This window comes from Leptolyngbya sp. CCNP1308 (assembly GCF_034932455.1).
GTDB lineage: Bacteria > Cyanobacteriota > Cyanobacteriia > Phormidesmidales > Phormidesmidaceae > Nodosilinea.
This window is the reverse complement of sequence record NZ_JAYGIH010000078.1, coordinates 25,153-44,009: the sequence shown is the minus strand read 5'-3', so window position 1 is coordinate 44,009 and position 18,857 is coordinate 25,153. Positions and strand designations below refer to the sequence as shown.

Sequence of the window (18,857 nt, the reverse complement as noted above, 5' to 3'; positions counted from 1 at the left end):
CCCAAAGCAGCGTTAGGGCTGGCGGGGAAGGGTCGGAAATTTGCGGTAAAAGGCGGCAATTATCATATAGACCGCGTAGGCAATAAACCCAAAGGCGATCGCCCCCAGCCAAATTTTTCCCCAATAGTCATCGTCTAGCTGATCAAACACATAGCTAAGACCTCCAGCAGAATCGAAATCTAAGAAGTAAGCGGCCTTAATTAAATAGCTACCCACTAAGATAAAGCTGATTCCCCGAGCCGTAATGCCAAGTTTGCCAATCCAGATCACCCACCGCTTCACCAAACTATCGAGCTCGGCGTGAAACTTGCTGATGTAGCTGCCGGTAAACGCCCCGTAGAGGTAAGTCAGGCCCACCCCCACGGTGCAGCATCCTACCCCCAGCAGCAGCCAGGGGCCAATGGCACGCTCAAACAAAACCTCCGCCAAATCTTCGACGGTGTCATCTAAATCAATGGCCAGGCCCAGGGCCAAATTGCCAGCGGTGCGGGCAATCCCCAGGTAGGCCAGGCCGCTAATCCCATAGGCACACCGCTGAATCACCTGACGAATATCGAGATCTTCTGAGTGGCCTGGGTCGAAGAACGCCTGAATAAAGCGCCACAGCACATACCCCAGCAGCCCTAAGGCTAGCAGCCCCAGAATCAGGCTACCCAGGTATTGGCGGCCTAGGGTGAGCAAAACCCCCTCACTGCCAGTAACCTGCTGGCTGTAACGCAGGTCATGGATGGCAAACAGTCCGATTAAACCGTAGAGCGTGCCCTTAGCTCCGTGGCCGACGCGGATAAACTGCTGCACCTGGGGAACCTTGACCAAGCCGTAGGCCAGCCGCTGCGCTGCACCCATCACCTGCGGCAAGAGATGACGAATTAGGCGTTTGGGTAGGCGCATGGCGGTGGGCAGGTTCTATCCAACGACGAAAATGGCATTGTACGAACTGGGGCGATCGCAGGGGCAGCAGCAGGGTCTCGACAGACTGACCCGAATCTTGAATTGCGAGTTGTGGAAGACCTCAATTAGACAGCAAAACCAGCCCTTAAACATCTACCGAAGGAGTATCGCCCACAGCTTTGCGAGCAGCTAGCGCCGCAGCTAGCAGGCTAATGCCAGTCAGCAAAAGGCTAATGCCCACGTATAGCCCAATCAGCCAGAGGGCGCTGACGGGCCAGCGATTGATCACCATAATGCCGAGAATGAGGGTAACAACACCGTTGAGCACCACCAGCCACGACATGCTGCGGCCCACCTTTTGGGTAATCCCCATAATGATGGTGTAGATGCCTTCAACAATAAACAAAATACCGAAAGCCAGGGTGAGGGCGAGCAGGGCGGCACCCAGATTCAACAGAATATAAAGGCCAGAGATGGCGTAGAGAAGACCCACAATCAGGTTAAGCCAAAAGCCCCTGACCGGATGCGATCGGAAGGATTGAATGACCATCAAAATACCGCTAATTAGGGCAATCCACCCCATCATGGCGGTAAAAAAGGCCGAAGCTACCATCGGCGAAATGATCGCCAAAATGCCCAGTACAATCAGCGCAACGCTAAGAAAAATTACCCAGCTAGTTGACTTTTTGATCTCGTCACTAGAGAGAAAATCAGTGGTCATGATCGTTTCCTGCAATTTTGTTATTAAGGGACGGCCAAATTGACAGACGTAAACTGAAACGACTGTAGAAATTGTATGCGGTGAAGAAAGGCGGCGAAATTAATAGATGTAAACCATCTTGACCGGAGTAATAAACCTCATCCCAGGCCAGAAGTGGAGTTCTGCCTGTGGAAAAATTACAGATCCCGATCTGGACTCGGTCTGGACTGGGTATAGATGTCAATCAGGTTCCTAATCTGCCCCGTGGCCCCGGCTGTAGAGAATCTGCACCACCCGCGCGCCGGGTTCGCAGAGGGCGTCACGGGCCACCACAGCGACTTCGCCCGTCACACTGGCCCGGTACTCGGCCACCACATCGCCAAAGGCATTGCGCTGAAGCGCTACGGGCTGACCGGGGATGACGCGATCGCGCAGCCCCACCAGCAATTCTAAAAACCCGCCCACCGTCGCTCGAATAGTCTCTAGGGTGTCGCCAAACACCGTGCCCACATCGGCGGCGGTGCGCCCCAGGGGGCCATCTACCATGCCGAAGTGCTTAAGCACGTTGAGACTGCCCTCCACCGCCAGGGCAATTTTTTCGGGTTCAAAGCGACGGCCCTCGCCAATTTCAATAGTCAGTGCCGGAATGCCCGCTTCCACCAAGGCCGTCTCTAGGGTGCCGCCCAGACCGGGATCATCTTTAATCTGCTCGACCGGAAACAGTTCCGCCATCTGCCGCACCGCTGGCTGGCGCAGGTCGGCAAACAGAAACAGGGTAAAAGCGCTGCCCGTAGTAATCGTGTGGTAGTCGAGCACCGCCTCTACATTGGGCACAAACAGCCGATGCCACAGCAGCCCAGCGTGGCGGGCGGCAGCATTGTCGGCGGTTTCATCGCCGGGCCAAACCCGGTTCATGTCGATGCCCACGCCCCCCTGCTGGGCGCTGGGCCACAGGGATCGCGTATATTCAAGGGCCGGGCGCGATACGCCCAGCACCGCCACCACCGTGCCGGTCATCGCCGCCGGGTCGAGCTGGGCCATCACACGCTGCACCGCGTCGATGCCGCTAACCTCATCGCCGTGGATGCCTGCCACCAGGGCAACGCAGGGGCCAGAGCCCGGTTTCCCGGGGGAGCTGCCTAGGCCCCTGGCCACCAGCACCGGCACATACCAGGGCTGCCCCGTGCCCATCTGCACTCCCTGAAAGAAAAAACGATGGGTCTGGCCCGCCGGCAGATCGGCCACCCCCAGGTGACTGATCACCGGTACCCCCTGAACAACATCGCCTGTGTAGATCGTTTTGACTGGGGTGGGAACGAAGGCGGGGTTGATCAGGGTGGTCATGGTTAGTTGCGATCGCGGCTTACACCAGTGGCTGGTGGGTCTTTAGATTAAACCGATAGCCCTGGGGTAAAATGTGCAGCTTAACACCACACAGCGCGATCGGCTCATCGTGGAGCAGACCTTCCAAGTTATTGTGGGTGGCGCTGGTTTCATCCACCACCGTAACGGCTCCCCGACCAATCACGGTAAACTCGTCGCCCTCCACAATAATGCCCGTGTCTTCGTCAATGCCCAGGCCCAGCACCGCCGGTTGCAGCACCAGGGCGGCCAGCAGACGACCTAGGCGACCCCGCTGGGCAAAGTGCTGATCGACCACAATGCCCGGCAAAAAGCCCATGCCCGGCCCCATCTCAACCGCATCGACGCTGGGGTTAGACACTGACGTACCGCCCACAATCATCTCATCGGGCATCATAGCGGCTCCGGCGCTGGTGCCGCCAATCACCGCCCCTTCTCGGTAGCGCCGTTGAATGGCCTCGTCTAGGGGCGTGTCCTTAATAAAGTCAACAATCCGTGACTGGTCGCCCCCGGTGAAGAAAATGCCGGTGGCCTCTGACACTTTGCGAATGCCGTCTTCCCGCTCAGAGTCTTCGCGGCGCTCGGTGTTGACGATTTCTACCGACTCGGCCCCGATGCGCTCAAACACACGAATATATTGGTCGCCGACTTCGCCAGGCAGGCTGGTGGCGGCGGTCATAACGGCAATCCGGGCGTTGACGCCCCCGGCAGCGCGGACAAATTCGCGCAGTACGGTGCAGTCGCCTTCCTTATCTTCTGCGCCGCCAATAATAACCAGCGCGCCGGGTTGTTGATCGGTACCCATAGTGATGACTCCTTGAGGTGTCTATAAAGGGATTTTTGGGGTATCTGTTGCTACAGAATTCCAGCATCCCAGATTGACGAGCCAGTTGTGCTATATCCATCGGCTGAGTCTTGGGGGCACGGGTGGGTGGGCCGGGCTTGCCTGGGTGGCAGGGGATTGGCTAAACCTCCTCCATCAGGTCGGTGGCGGGGGGCAGCTTGGCAATTTTGAAGCCGGTAATACCGTAGGCCAGCGAGAGCAGCGGGCTGGCGATATTGAAGATGGCGTAGGGCAGGTAGAGAAAGGTGGACACGCCCAGGGTGACCGACATAAAGGCTCCGCAGGAGTTCCAGGGAATCAGGGCCGAGGTGACGGTACCGGCATCGGCGGCGACCCGCGACAGGTTTTGGGGCTGCAAACCCCGCTTTTCAAACTCGACCCGAAACATGCGGGCGGGCAGCACCAGGGCAATGTACTGATCGCCGGCAAAAATATTCAGCCCAATGGCCGTGGCGACGATGGTAAAAAACAGCCGCCCGGTGGTTTTGGCCCGCAGCAGCACCGGGTTGATCAGCTTGGCCAGCAGGCCAAACTCTTCCATCAGGGTGCCAAAGGTGACCGCGCCAATGATAATCCAGAGGGTGTAGAGCATGCTGTCCATGCCGCCCCGAGACAGTAGGCGATCGACGTCGGCAATGCCGGAGTTTTCTTCAAAGCCGTTGGCCATGGCCAGCCAAATGCCTTTGACAAACACCAGGGGAGCGGCGGTTTCGGGCTCGTTGACAAACCGGATGATCGCCTGGGGCTGGAGCATTACCGCCGTGCCCCCGCCCACCAGGGCCGCCACCATAATCGCCAGGGAAGCGGGCACCTTGCGGTAGGAGAGAAAGCCCAGCACAAATAGGGGAATCAGGGCCAGGGGCGTAATCCAAAACAGCTGGTTGAGCTGGGTGAGGTCGGTGGCGGTTTCGACCCCGGCGGTGACTTCGGTTTGACTGCCCAAAATGGCAAACACAATCAGGGCGATGACAAAGGCTGGCCCAGAGGTCCACAGCTGGGCGCGAATGTGGGTGTAGATATCGACCCCCACCAGTTGGGCGCTGAGCACGGTGGTCTCTGAGAGGGGAGAAGTTTTGTCACCAAAGTAGGAGCCTGAAATGACGGCTCCGGCGGTGACTACCGGGGAGACCCCCAGCAGGGAGGCGATGCCCACCAGCCCGACGCCAATGGTGCCTACGGTGGTCCAAGAGCTGCCGATCGCAACGGAGACGATGCCGCAGATCACCGCTGAGGCCAGGTAAAACCAGTTGGGTTCCAGGATCTGAATACCGTAGTAGACCAGGGTGGGAATGGTGCCCGCCATGTTCCAGGTGCCGATTAGCGCCCCCACCGCCAGCAGAATAAAAATAGCGCTGACAATGGAGGAGACGGCCCTGCCCCCGGCAGCGCTAATCTCGGCCCAGGGATGGCCATTTTTGAGAATGACCAGCGAGGCCACCATGGCGCTGAGCATGAGAGCGACCTGCACCGGGCCATCGATCGCATCTAGTCCAAACAGCAGCACGGCACTGCCAATCAGCACCACCAGCACGAGCAGGGGAATAATGGCGTCTAGAAACGTAGGCGATCGCGGTACCGGCGGGGACTGAGCCATGGGTGCCTCCTAGGTGAGCGGTGGGGCCTTAGCGGTCTCTATTGCCCCCTCGATTTAGTAGCGCAGCGTTAGGGCAACGCGATCGTAGTCGGCCAGGGCACCGTCGTCCATCAGCATCACCTCGCCGCCCTTGGCGAGAACGGCTTCGATGATTTCGTCGATCGCATCATCCATTACCTCGGTGCCGCCCTTTTCCTCGACGACCTGAAGACCGCCTTTTTCATCGACCACGGCGGGAATGTGGTAGCCGTTTTCGACCAGCAGCAGTTGGCCGCGCCCTTCGTTGGCCAACTGCCAGATTTCCCCTAGGGCAGAGGCCACTTTTTTCTCGCCCATGGCGGTGTCGAGGGCGGCCAGGGCGTCGGCCCGCTGCTGGGCGCGCACCTGCTGCACAATGGGCCATATCTGGGGCATCAGATCGGCCTCGGTGGCGCTGTCAAAGTTGCCGGTGATGGTGCCCGCAATCTGAGACTGGTACTGCGACACTTCTTGAAAGAAGGAGATCTGGCGAATTACCCCGCCGACGATAATCGGCAGCGAGTCGTCTGCGGCGTAGGCGGTAAAGGCGCGATCGACCGACTGAAAGAAGCGGCGATGGCGATCGTCGATGTAGGCCGAGTCGGCCAGGTCGGGCAAGGCGGTGGTGGCTCCAGGGCCTTCCATTTGCAGCGGAAAGTCGGTGTTGTTGACCTCTTCGAGGGTTTCGCCGGTGCCCGCCAGCAGACGGCTGGCGTTTTGGCTGAGCAAAAACACCCAGTAGCGCTGGGCGCGGTGCAGCCCGTAGACCAGGTCGCGGGTGGCGAAGCTCTGGTCGATAATCACCCGCTTGGGCACGGTGAAGGGCAGGTAGAACTTTTTGGCAAAGTCGTGGGCGACAAACAGAGCCAGACCGTCGAGGGCGTAGGCGTAGTCGATGTCCTCCACCAGCGCGTCCAGATTCTTCAGCAGCGGCTCTAGCTCGCGGGTAGAGAATTCTTCGGAGAGGCGATCGCTGGCTTCTTTAACCAGGTTTTTGACTCCGATCGGGTCCTGCTTATTGTCGGGGGAGGTGCGGTGGGTGGGCAGCAAGATCGACAGGGCGGGCACCTTGGTGAGGGCTTGCAGCTCCTTAAGGTCGTGGCGGGTAATCATGGCGGCAATCCTGTGGTGTTGAGCGGTAGGGTGGGCAATGCCCACCGTTAAACTTGCGGAGTGGCGATCGCCTCGGTGGGCAATTTCACGGTTGGGTCTGGGGGCTGGCTTTGGGGGGGTGTGGGCAATGCCTACCCTACGGGAATGTTGGCAGTTAGGCTTAGGGATGGGCCATACGATCGAGGGCGACGGTGACGGCCAGAATCAAAATGTCGTTCTGCGAAAGCTCAATCTGCACGCCGTAGGTATTGGCGATGCGAAACCAGCGTTTAGAGACTTCGGCCACTTTGCGCCCCTCTTCGCCGATGGTGTATTCGTAGTCGAGCACGTTGCCCCGCACGGCCAGGTCGGGGCCGTCGCCGACTTTGACCGTCCAGCGATCGCGCAGGGGCGAAATCAGCGCCTTCTTCACCGTGGCCAGGGGCTCATCGTTGGCCCCTTCGATGGTCATGGTGTCTTTGATGGTGAGCAGCTTTTCTTGGATTTTGCACACCCGGTTGCCCTGCATGTCTTCAAAGAAGAGGGTGTTGCGAATCCGCAGCAGCTTGCCGTCCACCTTAAAGGCTCGCTTGCCCTCGCCATCTTCAATCCAAAAGTCATCGCCAAGGGAAAACAGGCTTTCCCGCAGGCGGTACTGGGTGGCCGTGCCCCGGCGGCCAAATACCTCCCGTTCCTCTTTACGCTGCTCGCGGCGGCTAGGTCGATCTTGGTTGAACATTTGGTTTCCTTAGGTAGGGTGGGCACTGCCCACCATTAAACTGAGGGTCGGCGTAGGAGATTTGGCAAACACGGCCTTGACCAGAGGCAGGGCGAGTTGAACCGTTGGTAGATAAGGGTTGATGGTGGGCAGTGCCCACCCTACGATGAAAGGCTATGCCTAGAAGTCGACGGCGTCACGGATGATGGGGCAGGTCATGCAGTGGCCGCCGCCGCGCCCGCGCCCCAGCTCGGCCCCGACGATGGTGACGACCTCGACGCCTTCTTTGCGCAGGGCGGTGTTGGTGACGGTGTTGCGGTCGTACATCACCACCACCCCCGGCTCCAGACATACAGCGTTGTTGCCGCTGTCCCACTGCTGGCGTTGCTCCTGGTAGGCGTTGCCGCCGGTTTCTACCACGCGGATTTTCTTCAGGCCCAGGGCGTCGGCGACCACTTCGACAAAGGTTTTGGATTCTTTGACAATCTCGTAGCCAGGGGCCTTATCGCTGGGGTAGATCGAGAAGGGCACCACCTGATCCATAATTGGCGGGAACAGGGTGACTAGGTCGCGATCGCAGAACGTAAACACCGTATCCAAGTGCATGGCCGATCGCAGTTTGGGCATGCCCGCCACAATCACCCGCTCGGCCCCACCCTTGGCAAATAGGTTCTGCGCCACCTGAGTAATCGCCTGGTAGGAGGTACGCTCGCTCATGCCCACCAGCACAATGCCCTTGCCAATGGGCATCACATCGCCGCCCTCAAAGGTGGCAGTGCCGTGGTGCTCGGTGGGGTCGCCCCACCAGATTTGAAAGTCGGCATCTACAAAGCTGGGGTGAAACTTATAGATCGAGGTGGTCAGCACCGTCTCTTCGTGGCGGGCGGGCCAGTAGAGCGGATTGAGAGTAACGCCACCGTAGATCCAGCAGGTGGTGTCGCGGGTGTAGAGGGTGTTGGGCAGGGGGGGCAGCAGGTAGCCCGCGTAGCCATCGTTATCCTGGGCCAGCTTGAGCAGCTCGCTGCCAAAGTCGAGGGGCATGTCGTAGACCGCCAAACCGCCGATCAGGTATTCGGCCAGCTTGGCCGGGGGCAGCTCATCGAGGAAGGCCCGCACGTCATCCACCAAACCCAAACCCACCTCGTTGGGCACAATCTGCTGGTCGAGAATCCACTTTTTGGCTGCGGGGATGGCGACGGTTTCGGCCAGGATCTCGTGCATTTCGATTACGTCAATGCCGCGCGATCGCATCTTCAGCACAAAGTCGGCGTGGTCGCGCTTGGCCATTTCCACCCACAGCACGTCGTCAAACAGCAGGTCGTCGTTGTTGCTGGGGGTGAGGCGCGAGTGGGCCAGTCCGGGCGAGCAGACCATTACCTTGCGCAGCTTGCCCACTTCGGAGTGGACGCCGTAGGTTGGGGTAGAGGTTGTTGTCATAAATAGCTCCGTTGAGAGGGGAAGGGGAACTTCAAAGTTCAAAAGGCAAAAGGCAAAAGGCAAAAGGCAAAAGGCAAAAGGCAAAAGGCAAAAGGCAAAAGGCAAAAGGCAAAAGGCAAAAGGCAAAATTTTGAACTTTGAATTTTGAACTTTGAATTTTGAACTAAATCGAGATTTGTCCGGAGATCAGCCCTACCAGAGCAGTAATCGCCGCGATCGCCGTCACCGTAAACAGCACCAGTTCCCAAAAGCCAAACACCCGCAGCCCCTGCTCCCGCCGCGACAAAAAGAACAGCACCGTCCCCGGCACCAAAATCAACGCCGCCAGCAGCAGTTTTTCGAGCCCCCCGGCCACCAGCATCAAAATGGAATACAGCACGGCCACAATGCTGATCACTAGTTCGCGGTTGCGGCCACTGGGTTCGGTTTCGTAGGTTTCGCGGGTAAGGGCTAGCTTGAGCGCAAAGGCCGCCACCAGCAGATAGGGAATCAAAGACATGGCGCTGGTGAGTTCCAGCGCGAGGGTAAAGGCGTTTTGGGCAAACAGCGTAACGATCAAAAAGCTCTGCACCACAATGTTGGTCATCCAGAGCGACCTAGACGGCACCTTCTGAGCATTCTCATGGTTCAAAAAGTTGGGCATCAGGTTGTTTTTGGCGGCCATAAACGGCACTTCCGCCGCAAACAGCGTCCAGGCCAAATACGCCCCCAGCACCGAGATAATCAGGCCGATGCTGACAAAAATATTGCCCCAGCGCCCCACCACGACTTCCAGCGCCCCCGCCATCGACGGGTTGCGCAGCTCCGCCAGCTCCGCCCGAGGCAGCAGGCCAAAGGGCAGCATCGTCACCAAAATCAGCAGGCACAGCACACCGACAAAACCCAGCACCGTGGCCACCCCCACATCCGATCGCTTTTCGGCATAGCGAGAGTAAATGCTGGCCCCCTCAATGCCGATAAACACAAACACCGTGACCAGCATGGTGTTGCGCACCTGCTGCCAGAGGGGTTCTGAGTAGCCCTCGCCCCCTAGCAGATTGGCCATAAACACCTCGGGGTTAAAGGCAAACAGCAGAATAAAGAGAAACACCAAAATCGGCACAATCTTGGCGATCGTGACAATGGTGTTGAGCCCGGTGGCCTGCTGCACCCCACGCAAAATCATGAAGTGAAACAGCCAGATAATCACCGACGACACCGCCACCGCCTGCACCGTGTTGCCGTCGCCAAACACCGGGAAAAACGTGCCCAGGGTGGACTTGATCAACACAAAATACGACACGTTGCCGACGCAGGTGCTGGCCCAAAAGGCCAGGGCCGCCAAAAAGCCGATGTAGTTGCCAAAGCCCGCCTTGGCGTAGATAAACACCCCCGAATCTAGCTCGGGCTTGCGCTGGGCCAGGTTTTGAAACACAAAGGCCAGCATCAGCATGCCGACCCCGGCGATCGCCCAGGCAATCAGCCCGCCCACTACCCCGGTCGCTCGACCAAAAGCGGAGGGCAAAGTAAAAATACCCGCCCCCACCATTGAGCCAACTACCAGGGCCGTCAGCGCCCAAACCGACAGCGTTTGCTTCTCAGTTTCAGTGCCATAGCTAGGGTCTATAGCAGTTCCAAAGTCCTGATCTGAGGTCATACTTATCTCCTGCGTACCTAAATCGGGGTGCTGCTAACGGGCTAGGGGCTACTGACTAAAACTGCTCTAGCCCTAGAAACTCGGTCTTGCTGTTGTCGGCGATCGTGCTGCAATCGCTGGAGATCACCCGCGCGTCAAACACCTCAATTCGGCAGGTGCCAGTGGTGTTGGTAATAATCCGCAGGTTCGCCGAAGAATCAAAGCTTCGTACCCGCGTAAACAGACTAAAGCTGTTGGCACTGGCCGGGTCATCGGTGCGCCGGGTAATGGCCCCGCGATACTGCACCCGCGCTGGCGACTGACCGCGCACATTGGACGGCAAAATCTCCGTCAGCTCTAGGCCAAAGTTTTCGCCATCGAGGTTGAGCGTCACATTGGCATTGCGGCCTCGGTTAAAGGAGGCTCCCTGCGCCACCCCTCGCCCCTGGGCCAAATTGGCTGGGGCAGGCCGATTGGGAATTTGGGCCTGGGTTGCCCCTGGGGCAATTAGAGCAATGGCGAGGGGCAAAATTGCCACCCCTAGCCCGATGCGTGAATTGGGTTTCTTAAACATTTAGTGCTACTGCATCACTGAAAAGTTGGAAGAGCATGAGGGGATTCGGTGCGTCATGCCAAGCGATGACGCACCCTGCTGCTGGGATGGCTTACAGCTCAGCGCCGAAGTCTTCGCGCAGCTTGGCCTCTTGCTCCGCTGAGAGGTTTGACTGAATCAACTCGCCCACCTCCTCAGGGGCAAAGGCTTCGCTGACCTTGTCCACCGTCACCTGGCCGGTGAGCAAAAACAGCGCCGAGGTACCTTCGGTCACTTTGGATCGCAGATCTTTGATGAAGTCGTCGTTGATACCGTAGTCGGTAAATTTGCCCGATAGGGCACCGGCAGTGGCACCCACAATCAGGCCAAACAGCGGCACCAAGAAAATCAGGCCAAACAGCATGCCCCAAAAGGCCCCACCCAGAGCACCGACTCCGACGGTGCTCACGGCCTGGTTAGTCTTGGGCTTTTTACGCCCCACGGGCCAGGTGACGATCGCCGCATCTAGCACTTTGACGATCTCCTGCTTTTGCAGGTCTCCCAGCTTAGCCAGCGCCTTTTCGGCCCCCTCGGGGGTATTAAATTTCCAAACCGTTAACGTAGACATAATGTTCTCCTGTTAGTTCTTTTCTTCAGTTCATAACGAAATTTCAGGAGCGGCATTTCAGCCCATTCTCCTGAGCCAAAACACCATAGCGCACCTGCTAGGCTAGGGAGTAGGCTTGACGCTACAAAGCGATAAATTAAACAGTCAGTCAGCAGACTTATTTAAACTCATCAGTCGAGATACCTGTGACGACAACGTAGATGGATTAAAAGGCTTGCTAATCGCGCCAGAAAAACCCATCTGGCGAAACTCTTTTAGCGTGAACCAGTTGGCCCGATCGCTAATTAAAAGTATAGGCACTGACTCGCTTACAGAATATCGCTTTAGCTGCTCAACAAGCAGTAAAGCATCGTTTTCAGGGGTAGATGCATCAATCAAAATGACATCTGGACGCTTCTCTTCGCATAGTTTAATGCCTTCTTGAATAGATTCCGAAAGCCTAACCTCCCAATCCCCAAGCTCACTTAGGCAGTCGCCTAAAACATCTCGAAGACCAGCTTCGTTCTCAATCAAAAGGATTGAATGACTGGGCATATTTAGCCCCTTTATATTCCCTGAGAAGGAACGCCCTATGCTTGGAATTGGTCTATCTTCCAAGCATAGGCAAAGCGAGATGACTTAAGGCTTAGAGTAAAAGAATCCTATAGGAAAGTTATAGGAGCAAACAGATAATCTACAACTCATCTCATTTAGATTGCGGGGCGACGCTCCCTCACCAGCCATACCGCCCAAAAGCGGCAACCCCAGCGGTAGACGCACTCTCAAGGAGCTGTCTACCGCTGGGGCTGGGATAGAGGCAAACTATAGGTCTCTAATTATCTGATTCTCTATTGAGCAGAGCGCTAGGCGATCGCCAAATTGGCCAAGCTACCGCTGAACCCGGTAATCTCAATCACCCCGTCGCTGGCAGATTGGAACCCGGCGGTACCATCGTTAAGGGCAACAAAGGTACGAGAGCCGAGGCTAAAGGTGGCGGCCCGGTTAGCCCCAAAGCTGCCGTTGGTCAGCACAGCCCCAATGCCCGCCTGTGTTAGGGCATTCACGGCTCCCAGTTCGGCGACATTGGCGGCGCTGACGGTAGTAGGGCCATCGATGACATCGGTGCCAATTTGCAGATCGGTGATGCGATCGAAGTTAGCGAGCAACGAATCGCCCAGGGTGAGATAGCGGAACGTATCTGGCCCATTGCCGCCAGTTAACACATCGCCACCCCCACCACCGACCAGCACGTCTGGACCATTGCCGCCGTCGAGGATGTCGGGGCCGTTGTTGCCGGTGAGGGTGTCTTTGCCGTTGCCGCCTGTTTGTCGAGAGCCGATTAACAGGTTGACTGCGCCGGGTGTGGTGCCGCCTTTGCCATCGCTCAGGGTGTAGCTAAAACTGCCATTGCCACTGCCCGTCGGGTTAAACGTGATGAAATCATCGGCAGCGTTGGCAGGGGTGCCGTTGTTATTGAGCACAACGCTGCCACCTGCTGGATTGCTCACCCCGGTAATGGACAACACATCGCCTTGGTCAATATCGCTGTCGTTTGCCAATAGGCTAGCCACCGAAATCGTTAGCGGGGTGCCCTGGGTGGCAACCAGAGAGTCTGCGCCCGCTACAGGGGCATCATTGACGCCATTAATCGTAACGGTGATGTCCTGCGTATCGGTGCCATCGAATGAGGTGACGGTAAAGGTTTCGGTCTTGGTCGCCATAGCACCGAGCGATTGCACCGCACTGTTAGCGACGCTATAGCTCCAGGCTCCGGCTTCGGTAATGCTGAGGCTGCCCAGGTTGCCATTGGCGGAGGCAACGGTGGTTTTGAATTTGCTCTCTCCGGTATCCACATCCGCAACGGTAAGGCTACCCGTAGCGCTGAGGTTGCCGCTGACCACATTCAGGTCTTCAGTGACGGCCCCGGTTGCCGTGCCGCTGATGCTGGCGGCATCGTTGACGCTGTTGACCGTTAGGTTGACGGTAGCGGTTGCCGTGCCGCCATTGCCATCGCTGATGCTGTAGGTAAAGCTGTCGCTGCCGTTGTAGTTGGCATTGGGTGTGTAGATCAACTGGTCATCGGTCAAGTTGGTCGGGGTACCGTTGTCGTCGCGGGTGACGGTGCCGTTGGTGGGGTTGGTGAAGCTGGTGAGGCTGCGGGGGTTGCCATCTGGGTCGGTATCGTTAGCCAGGACGTTAATCGTGACGGCGGTGTCTTCGTCGGTGGTGGCGGTGTCGTTGGTGGCAACTGGCGGTTGATTGGGAGGGTCAGCCAGGGTAATCGTGGCAGTGGTGTTTGCACCCAAGGTGTAACCCAATTGATCGACCAGCGTGAGAATTACTGTTTCGCTGCCTTCTGCCAGATTGTCAGCGATCGGGGCAACCGTGACAGTGGCAGTGGTCGCTCCTGCTGCAAAGGTGACCGTGCCAGGAAGGTTGGTGTAGTCAGTCCCATTGGTGGCAGTGCCGCCCAGATTGTAGGCAACGGTGAGACCACCAGCTGGAGCCGCTTTGCTGAGGGTGAGGGTGAAGCTACCCGGTGTACTGGGTTCAACCGCATTGTTGCCAGCCGCGACGCTAAGGCTGGGGTCGTTCGCCGTGTTCTCGAAGAATCTGGTATCGCCGAGAAGGTCTCCGATGAAGGCATCGAGGTCGCCATCGTTATCAAGATCGGCAAAGGTGGGAGTGCTCCAAAACCCGACATCGCTCAACCCAAAGGGGTTGGCGACGGGAGCGGCAAAGCTGGGCGCTGTCCTCGTGCCTGTGTTCTGGAAGAAAAACGTGTTGCCATCATCTTCTCCGATAAAGGCATCGAGGTCGCCATCACCATCCACATCGGCCAAGGTCGGAGCGGCGTAATCAACCGAGGCAGTAAGATCGCTCAGCCCGAAGGGGTTGGTGACAGGAGCGGCAAAGCTAGGCGCTGTCCTGGTGCCCGTGTTCTGGAAGTACAGCGTGTTGCCAGCACTGTCTCCGATGAAGGCATCGAAATCGCCATCACCATCAATATCGGCAAAGGTGGACTTGTTCCAATCCCCGACACTGCTCAGCCCAAAAGGGTTGAGGACGGGAGCGGCAAAGCTAGGCGCTGTACTCGTGCCTATGTTTTGAAAAAACGTCGTGCCACCGTAATAGTCTCCAACAAAGAGATCGAGGTCGCCATCGCCGTCAATGTCAGCAAAGGTGGGACTGGCATAAGTCCTGAACCTACCCGGTGTTGTGACATCGACTAGCCCAAAGGGGTTGTTGACGGGAGCCGCAAAGCTGGGGGCTGTCGCCGTGCCGTCGTTACGGAAGAAAAACACACCAGCGGGAATGCTGTTGATGGTGTAGCCGACAAAGAGATCGAGGTCGCTATCGCCATCAATATCGGCAAAGACCGGATCGCTGAAATAGGCATTGCGAGGATCGGGAAGGATATCAATAATATTTCTCAAGCCAAAGGGATTGGCGATCGGGGCGTTGAAACTAGGTGTTGCCATAGTTATTTTTTGGGTGAAGTTATAAAGAGCAGTTGAGAAAATACCCTGGAGCTGTGCTGTAACGGGTTCCCTCACCTCAGATTGCACAGGGTCAGAGGCAGGGCTGGTTTTGCCCACCGAAGTGACTTAACCCGAGCCACGCCGATGGTTTGTGTTTTGTGGGCAAAACGTTGTGTTTTGATCTCGACAGATCATGGTTTAACCTCGGTACGACATGATTTGAAATGATGTGATTTGAAATGGCGCGCCTCACGCACGGTCACTGGCGATGATTCAAAACTTTGAGCGATCGCCGCGACGCACTGACTCCATCCACAGCCTCCGGTAGCGACCACTGGTGCTGATGCAGCAACGGCTCTAACGCCGCACTGGTGAGGGGTGTCACGGCATAGGTCAACTCCACCTCAACGCAGCCCTGCCCCACCAGGCTTTGCTCCAGGTGGCTGACCAACCGCTTGCCAATGCCCTGTTGCCGACAGGCGGGTGCCACAAACAGCGACAGCAGCTCGGCTCGCTGATCGGGCAAGCATTCGGCGATCGCCATTCCTACCATCTCGCTATTGATGGCGGCAGAGATGCCCACCAGCTCACCGCGCTGCGGCTGAGAGCCCCAGCGCCTTTGCAAGCTAGGAAAAGTAAAGGCATCGTAGTTCGCCAGGTTTTCAGGGTTGAGGTGAAAGACCCGCTGAAACTTGACGGCAAGGGGCGTGGGGGAGGAAAGCAGCTGTGGCAGAGGGGGCGCAGGTTGCGGCGCCTCCCAGGCTTCCTTGGGCAAACCGGGAACTGGCGCGATCGCGCCTTGGCTGGGACGTTTGACCGTGGGCTTGGTGGTGACAATGCCGTTGGAACCTGGAAAGGTCACCAGTCGCTGAATGTCTTCGCTCTGAAGGCCCAATGCTTTGGGCTGAAGCACACCGGGCAGCATCACCACATCAAACAGTTCTTCGACCACCCCGTCGAGGTGCAGCCAGTGAACGGTTTCACTTGTGGTCAGGTCGATCACCATCAGACCACACTGCGGTTCTCTGCCCTCTTTGGCGAGGCGTTCTTCGAGCAGCAGTCCGCTAAAGGTGCGCGATCGCAGCTTCGACAAGCCGACGAATGCGTACTGTTCAAAAAACGCTAGACCGCGCACAAAACCAGGGCAAAAGGCGATCGGCACAAATTCGTGCCCGTCGAGATAGCCCAACTCACCTGTCCCGGAGTTGAGCAGCCACAGCTTGCCCCCATACCATCGGGGCGAATGCGGCATAGATAACCCCGTTGCCACAATCTCACTACTGGGCACATGAATCACCACCCCGCCATTCACCCGCTGGTCACGCCAGCCTGCGGCGGTGTTGGTAGCGCTACAGGCTGTGACATAGGCGGGTTGGCCTTCCCTTATGGCTAAACCGTTGAGATGACAACGGTCTTCGGCAACCAGCTTAGAAATAAAGGGCGGCTGCCAGACGGGGGAAAAGCTATAGCCGGGTTTGAGAGTGGCGAGGCAGCTAAAGTCTGTATTGACAAACAAAATGTCTGGGTGTTCTGCCCCCGGTTGCTCAGCAGACCGGTGAGTAAGCACGACATCGTGAATATTCAGGTCACCCGTCGTATAAGCCAGCCTGGGAACGTAAAGCCGATCTGCCCCAAGATGTTGAGTGCCTGGCTCAAGGCAATTTTCAAACTGCCAAAGCTGGTAGCGGGTGCTCATGTAAAGGCGATCGCCCTGGGCGTAGAGCCCCATGGGTTTATCGAATAGCCGTTCGTGCAATGCCAACCGATTGTCTGGGGTAGTGCCCACAAAAAACAGGCGGTTGGTTTGGTAGGTGGTAAAAGCAACGCTGAGCGATTGCTCCCGCAGCCAGGCAGCTAAGTCAGGAGACGCCGTGAGTTCTAATGACGCCATTTTGAGATTAGGTTGAGAAAGTTAAGGTTTTAGCCGTGTAAAGCGAACGAAACGAACTTTGTGACTAGGCATGTTCAACAAAACCAGATGCAGTTGAACCCGGTCAAAATGTCAAATTGTCCATGGCAAATTAGCGCGACGAGCGCCGCGCTAATTTGCTATAGAAGGAGATTAAAAATTGTGCTGGCAACAATTGCCAACATATTAAAGCTAGGCTATGGCTGCTCAAACAAAATGAATCAGGGCAGACTGATCATGCCTTGCGCACCTAAAATCCAAATGAAAGACAGCCTCCTAAGGGTGAGCCTTGCTACTTTTATTGAAAGTAAATTAGATGGTTTCACGGATGCTATCAAGGCCTAGCAATTTTACTTTATACAATCTTTAAGACCAGATACGGACGATCACCACTATTCCTAACCCTTAAAAGCTAAAAATCGTCTTTCAGCACTGATATTCGCCCACCAAGGCACTTACCCCTAGAATCAAGGATGATATTCATAACTGAGGATGCGCTGTGGCCCCCAAGCGACTGATTATTGAGATGGGAATGGGCGTCGATCAGCACGGCCAGGATCCCACCGTGGCGGCGGCCCGGGCAGTGCGCAATGCGATCGCCCACAACGCCCTCCCCGGTGTCTGGGAAGTTGCCGGGCTCAGTCACCCCAACGAGATGCTGGTCGAAGTGCAGGTCGCCGTTCCCTTTCCCGACCAGGTGCGCCAGGAGGAGGTGCTGGCCGTGCTGCCCTTTGGCCAAAAGACTCTGGTGCTGAAGGAGGGCGGCATGGTGGTAGCCGGGCGCGCTATCCCTGAACTAGACGATAAGAATGACGATATGTATGTGGCGATCGCTGCCGTTACCGTATCAATTCCCGACCAAGGCTAGCGATTTTGGATTTTGGATTCAGGAGTTCAAAATCGCCCTACCTCAACCGCGCCCCCCGGTAGCGCATCTCCTTCTTGATTGCGCTCTGCTGGGCAAAGTTGGGCATATCCCCCTGGTGCCCCATCAAAATAATCGAGTCACCCAGGGCCAGATAGGTGGCCCGGCTGGGGTGAATGATCACTTCGCCGTCGGCCCGACGCAGGGCCACAGTAATAAACGTGCCCTGGCCCTTGACCTCAATGTCGCCAATGGTGCCGCCAATCAGCGGCGAAGCAGCATCAACCACCAGCTCGTTGAGCTGAATGTCTAGCTCGGCCAAAAACTCGTTCAGCCCGTGCTGGCCGTCGGTCTGCGATAAAAAGTCTACCGCTGAGGGATGGCTGATCAGGTGGGCCATCCGCAGGGCGCTAATGCTGGCGGGCAGCACCACGTGGTTGGCCCCCGCCAGCCGCAGCTTTTTCTCGGTGGAGGGCATTTCGCCCCGGGCCAAAATCATCAGGGCCGGGTTCATTTCCCGCGCCGTCAGGGTAATAAACACATTGGCGGCGTCGTTGGGCAGCACCGTGGCCAGCGACTTGGCGCGATGAATGCCCGCAGCCTCCAGGGCGGTTTCATCGGTGGCGTTGCCCTGGTGCATTAGATAGCCCTGCTCCTGGGCCAGGGTCACTCGCTCAGGGTCGCTATCGACAATGATAAACGGCTGGCGATCGCGCTTCAGCTTGCGGGCCACCAGCTGGCCAATGCGGCCAAAGCCGCAGATAATCACGTGGCCTTCTAGGCTGTCAATTTCTTTGGTCATACGTTTCACATTGAGGGCTCGATGAATTTCCCCTTCGGTGATCATCTGCACAAAGCCCGACACGGTGTAGGCCACCGACAGCGCTCCAGCAATAATCACAAAAATCGTAAACACCTTTAGCGGCGGCGAGTTGAGCGGCTGCACTTCGCCATAGCCCACTCCAAAAATCGTAATCACCACCATATAGATGGCATCGAGGAAATTCCAGCCCGCCACCATATAGCCAATGACCGCCGCCACCACCGTCAGCGAAAAGAAAATAATTCCTGTAACAATCCGCCGAAACGAGCTATTCAGCATCAACACCTCAGACAGGGCTCAGGCCTCGACAGAAATCAGATCAGTTTTCAAATAAAGGCTATGGTAATTGACAGCCTGCCCCGCAAAGA

17 protein-coding genes are annotated in these 18,857 nt (G+C 57.1%); 2 read left to right on the top strand and 15 right to left on the bottom strand.

The features are described 5' to 3' along the window. Positions 1-12: 12 nt before the first annotated feature. The 14 genes from VB780_RS23365 to VB780_RS23300 all read right to left on the bottom strand — a co-directional run bounded on the left by VB780_RS23365 (position 13) and on the right by VB780_RS23300 (position 16,783). Positions 13-891 carry a DUF1206 domain-containing protein gene (locus tag VB780_RS23365; RefSeq protein WP_323353590.1) on the bottom strand — a complete coding sequence of 293 codons (879 nt, stop codon included), beginning with the start codon at positions 889-891 and terminating at the stop codon, positions 13-15. Between the two features lie 145 nt (positions 892-1,036). Continuing rightward, positions 1,037-1,612, bottom strand: coding sequence for an HdeD family acid-resistance protein (locus VB780_RS23360; RefSeq protein WP_323353589.1), 576 nt, complete (start codon positions 1,610-1,612; stop codon positions 1,037-1,039). Positions 1,613-1,843: 231 nt separating this feature from the next. After that, entirely contained in the window at positions 1,844-2,935 is a 1,092-nt protein-coding gene (locus VB780_RS23355; RefSeq protein WP_323353588.1) for a succinylglutamate desuccinylase/aspartoacylase family protein, read from the bottom strand. 19 nt (positions 2,936-2,954) lie between these two features. Next, positions 2,955-3,758 carry a cyanophycinase gene (locus VB780_RS23350; RefSeq protein WP_323353587.1) on the bottom strand — a complete coding sequence of 268 codons (804 nt, stop codon included), beginning with the start codon at positions 3,756-3,758 and terminating at the stop codon, positions 2,955-2,957. Positions 3,759-3,918: 160 nt separating this feature from the next. Next, the gene (nhaC, locus tag VB780_RS23345) at positions 3,919-5,391 is read right to left on the bottom strand and encodes a Na+/H+ antiporter NhaC (protein ID WP_323353586.1); all 1,473 of its coding nucleotides are present in this window, start codon (positions 5,389-5,391) and stop codon (positions 3,919-3,921) included. A gap of 54 nt (positions 5,392-5,445) precedes the next feature. Then, a complete protein-coding gene (locus VB780_RS23340) occupies positions 5,446-6,567 on the bottom strand; it encodes a hypothetical protein (protein ID WP_323353585.1) in 1,122 nt (373 codons plus the stop codon). A gap of 115 nt (positions 6,568-6,682) precedes the next feature. After that, the gene (locus tag VB780_RS23335) at positions 6,683-7,240 is read right to left on the bottom strand and encodes an LURP-one-related/scramblase family protein (RefSeq protein ID WP_323353584.1); all 558 of its coding nucleotides are present in this window, start codon (positions 7,238-7,240) and stop codon (positions 6,683-6,685) included. Positions 7,241-7,399: 159 nt separating this feature from the next. Then, entirely contained in the window at positions 7,400-8,656 is a 1,257-nt protein-coding gene (gene arcA, locus VB780_RS23330; protein ID WP_323353583.1) for an arginine deiminase, read from the bottom strand. A gap of 163 nt (positions 8,657-8,819) precedes the next feature. Then, complete coding sequence (locus VB780_RS23325) at positions 8,820-10,292, bottom strand: basic amino acid/polyamine antiporter (protein ID WP_323353582.1); 1,473 nt, start codon at positions 10,290-10,292, stop codon at positions 8,820-8,822. 55 nt (positions 10,293-10,347) lie between these two features. Further along, on the bottom strand, positions 10,348-10,845 hold the full coding sequence (locus VB780_RS23320) for a hypothetical protein (RefSeq protein ID WP_323353581.1): 498 nt from the start codon (positions 10,843-10,845) through the stop codon (positions 10,348-10,350). A 91-nt stretch (positions 10,846-10,936) separates the two neighbouring features. Further along, entirely contained in the window at positions 10,937-11,431 is a 495-nt protein-coding gene (locus VB780_RS23315; RefSeq protein ID WP_323353580.1) for a DUF1269 domain-containing protein, read from the bottom strand. Between the two features lie 144 nt (positions 11,432-11,575). After that, the gene (locus VB780_RS23310) at positions 11,576-11,965 is read right to left on the bottom strand and encodes a response regulator (protein ID WP_323353579.1); all 390 of its coding nucleotides are present in this window, start codon (positions 11,963-11,965) and stop codon (positions 11,576-11,578) included. Positions 11,966-12,273: 308 nt separating this feature from the next. Further along, positions 12,274-14,892 (bottom strand): Ig-like domain-containing protein, encoded by a 2,619-nt coding sequence (locus VB780_RS23305; RefSeq protein ID WP_323353578.1) that lies wholly within the window; start codon positions 14,890-14,892, stop codon positions 12,274-12,276. A 259-nt stretch (positions 14,893-15,151) separates the two neighbouring features. Next, positions 15,152-16,783 carry a TIGR03032 family protein gene (locus tag VB780_RS23300; protein WP_323353577.1) on the bottom strand — a complete coding sequence of 544 codons (1,632 nt, stop codon included), beginning with the start codon at positions 16,781-16,783 and terminating at the stop codon, positions 15,152-15,154. Between the two features lie 180 nt (positions 16,784-16,963). Between VB780_RS23300 and VB780_RS23295 the strand changes: the two genes are divergently transcribed. Both VB780_RS23295 and VB780_RS23290 read left to right on the top strand, forming a co-directional pair. Continuing rightward, positions 16,964-17,146, top strand: coding sequence for a hypothetical protein (locus VB780_RS23295; RefSeq protein WP_323353576.1), 183 nt, complete (start codon positions 16,964-16,966; stop codon positions 17,144-17,146). Between the two features lie 154 nt (positions 17,147-17,300). Next, a complete protein-coding gene (locus VB780_RS23290; protein WP_323353575.1) occupies positions 17,301-17,669 on the top strand; it encodes a Lin0512 family protein in 369 nt (122 codons plus the stop codon). Positions 17,670-17,706: 37 nt separating this feature from the next. On the opposite strand, the gene VB780_RS23285 is transcribed toward VB780_RS23290, so the two are convergent. Then, positions 17,707-18,768: a potassium channel protein gene (locus tag VB780_RS23285; protein ID WP_323353574.1), complete on the bottom strand. Its 1,062-nt coding sequence runs from the start codon at positions 18,766-18,768 to the stop codon at positions 17,707-17,709. Positions 18,769-18,857 lie beyond the last annotated feature (89 nt).

What these genes read in the sequence shown, in the direction of transcription:
- VB780_RS23365 (WP_323353590.1), bottom strand. Translation starts at nt 891, where the DNA reads ATGCGCCTACCCAAACGCCTAATTCGTCATCTCTTGCCGCAGGTGATG.
- VB780_RS23350 (WP_323353587.1), bottom strand. Translation starts at nt 3,758, where the DNA reads ATGGGTACCGATCAACAACCCGGCGCGCTGGTTATTATTGGCGGCGCA.
- VB780_RS23335 (WP_323353584.1), bottom strand. Translation starts at nt 7,240, where the DNA reads ATGTTCAACCAAGATCGACCTAGCCGCCGCGAGCAGCGTAAAGAGGAA.
- VB780_RS23355 (WP_323353588.1), bottom strand. Translation starts at nt 2,935, where the DNA reads ATGACCACCCTGATCAACCCCGCCTTCGTTCCCACCCCAGTCAAAACG.
- VB780_RS23300 (WP_323353577.1), bottom strand. Translation starts at nt 16,783, where the DNA reads ATGGCGTCATTAGAACTCACGGCGTCTCCTGACTTAGCTGCCTGGCTG.
- VB780_RS23310 (WP_323353579.1), bottom strand. Translation starts at nt 11,965, where the DNA reads ATGCCCAGTCATTCAATCCTTTTGATTGAGAACGAAGCTGGTCTTCGA.
- arcA (WP_323353583.1), bottom strand. Translation starts at nt 8,656, where the DNA reads ATGACAACAACCTCTACCCCAACCTACGGCGTCCACTCCGAAGTGGGC.
- VB780_RS23285 (WP_323353574.1), bottom strand. Translation starts at nt 18,768, where the DNA reads ATGCTGAATAGCTCGTTTCGGCGGATTGTTACAGGAATTATTTTCTTT.
- VB780_RS23320 (WP_323353581.1), bottom strand. Translation starts at nt 10,845, where the DNA reads ATGTTTAAGAAACCCAATTCACGCATCGGGCTAGGGGTGGCAATTTTG.
- VB780_RS23315 (WP_323353580.1), bottom strand. Translation starts at nt 11,431, where the DNA reads ATGTCTACGTTAACGGTTTGGAAATTTAATACCCCCGAGGGGGCCGAA.
- VB780_RS23325 (WP_323353582.1), bottom strand. Translation starts at nt 10,292, where the DNA reads ATGACCTCAGATCAGGACTTTGGAACTGCTATAGACCCTAGCTATGGC.
- VB780_RS23305 (WP_323353578.1), bottom strand. Translation starts at nt 14,892, where the DNA reads ATGGCAACACCTAGTTTCAACGCCCCGATCGCCAATCCCTTTGGCTTG.
- nhaC (WP_323353586.1), bottom strand. Translation starts at nt 5,391, where the DNA reads ATGGCTCAGTCCCCGCCGGTACCGCGATCGCCTACGTTTCTAGACGCC.
- VB780_RS23360 (WP_323353589.1), bottom strand. Translation starts at nt 1,612, where the DNA reads ATGACCACTGATTTTCTCTCTAGTGACGAGATCAAAAAGTCAACTAGC.